The sequence below is a fragment of the Streptomyces sp. NPDC002130 genome (assembly GCF_040296465.1).
Taxonomy (GTDB): domain Bacteria; phylum Actinomycetota; class Actinomycetes; order Streptomycetales; family Streptomycetaceae; genus Streptomyces.
In genome coordinates, this window is sequence record NZ_JBEOXI010000776.1 from 1 (window position 1) to 1,531 (window position 1,531).

General features: G+C 66.1%; 2 protein-coding genes and 1 pseudogene. All 3 read left to right on the forward strand.

All coding sequences use genetic code 11. The features are described 5' to 3' along the window. Positions 1-103: 103 nt before the first annotated feature. A pseudogene (locus ABT116_RS45400) lies at positions 104-487 on the forward strand (glutamyl-tRNA reductase); the annotation flags it as partial. Next, entirely contained in the window at positions 487-1,029 is a 543-nt protein-coding gene (locus ABT116_RS45405; RefSeq protein WP_351646912.1) for an MFS transporter, read from the forward strand. The pseudogene ABT116_RS45400 and the gene ABT116_RS45405, both read left to right, overlap by 1 nt. 13 nt (positions 1,030-1,042) lie before the next feature. Continuing rightward, positions 1,043-1,531 (forward strand): LLM class flavin-dependent oxidoreductase (locus tag ABT116_RS45410; RefSeq protein ID WP_351646914.1); only part of this gene is annotated, 489 nt, incomplete at its 3' end.

Consider the following 1,531-nt stretch of genomic DNA (forward strand, 5'->3'; position numbering starts at 1 on the left):
GTACGGAAGGAGGCGTGCAGCCCGTGCGCGTGCACCAGATCGGCGTGCGCGCAGGCCGCCCGCAGGGCCGCCACCGACACCGGGTCGCTCCGACCATTCGGGTCTCGATCTGACGGCGCTGCACGCTCACGCGTACGTCCGATACAGCGAAGCAGCGGTCGAACATCTCTTCGCCGTGGCCAGTGGCCTCGACTCGATGGTGATCGGCGAACAGCAGATTCTCGGCCAGATCCGTTCGGCCTACGCATCTTCGGATGCGCAGCAGGCCGCCGGACGCGTCGTCCACGAACTGGCTCAGCAGGCATTGCGCGTCGGCAAGCGAGTGCATTCCGAAACCGGAATCGACTCCGCCGGAGCATCTGTCGTGTCCGTGGCTCTCGATCGTGCAGCCGGCATCATCGGCGAGGGCGGCCTGGTCGGCCGCACTGCCGTGGTCGTCGGGGCAGGTTCGATGGGCGGTCTGTCCTCGGGACAGGCTCCCTTCTGATGGGCGCGGCCCGTGCTTCGCGGGAGGCGGTTCTTCCATTGTGGGCATTGCACCTCGGGTTGGATGCAGCCCAGGTGAGTGTGATCTTCGGTATCGGTGCGGCCGTGGACCTGCTGTGCTCGTACCCGGCCGGACACATCATGGACCGGTACGGCCGCAGGCTGGTCGCGGTGCCTTCTCTGACGGTGATCGGTGTGTCGTACCTGATGCTGCCGTTCTCGACGGGTGCGCTGGGACTGACCGTGGTCGCCGTCGTGATGGGGATCGGCAACGGATTGGGCAACGGCGTGATCATGACTCTCGGTGCCGATATCGCTCCGCCCGAAGAGCGCGCCGAGTTCCTCGCTGCATGGCGATTGACCCACGACACGGGCATGTTCGGTGGGCCGCTCGCGATCGGTCTTCTCGCCGCGGTGTTCCCGCTCGGGTGGGCGTTCGCCGCACTGGGCGCGACTTCGTTCGCCGGCGCAGCAATGATGTTCCGCTTCATTCCGATCTACTCGCCGCGGGTGTCACCCCGCTCGCGCGTCGGGAAACGGTAGGTACGCTCGCTACATGCGATTCGGACTGTTCGTACCTCAAGGCTGGCGTCTGGACCTGGTCGGCATCGACCCCGCGAAGCAGTGGGAGGTGATGCGAGACTTCACGCTGCGCGCGGAGGCAGGGCCGTGGGAATCGGTGTGGGTCTACGACCACTTCCACACCGTTCCCCAGCCGACGGAAGAAGCGACTCACGAGGCGTGGACATTGATGGCCGCACTCGGTGCGTCGACGTCGCGTATCCGACTCGGCCAGATGTGTACCGCCATGAGCTACCGCAACCCGGCGTACCTCGCCAAGGTCGCTGCAACCACCGACCTCATCACGGGTGGACGCGTCGAGATGGGAATCGGCGGTGGATGGTACGAGCAGGAGTGGCGCGCATACGGCTACGGCTTCCCCTCTGCCGGTGAGCGTCTGGGCCGACTCGACGAAGGAATCCAGATCATGCAGCAGGCGTGGTCGACCGGCAGCGCCACGCTCGACGGCAAGTACTACCAGGTC

Coding starts and splice junctions, on each gene's coding strand:
- ABT116_RS45405 (WP_351646912.1), top strand. CDS start 487: ATGGGCGCGGCCCGTGCTTCGCGGGAGGCGGTTCTTCCATTGTGGGCA.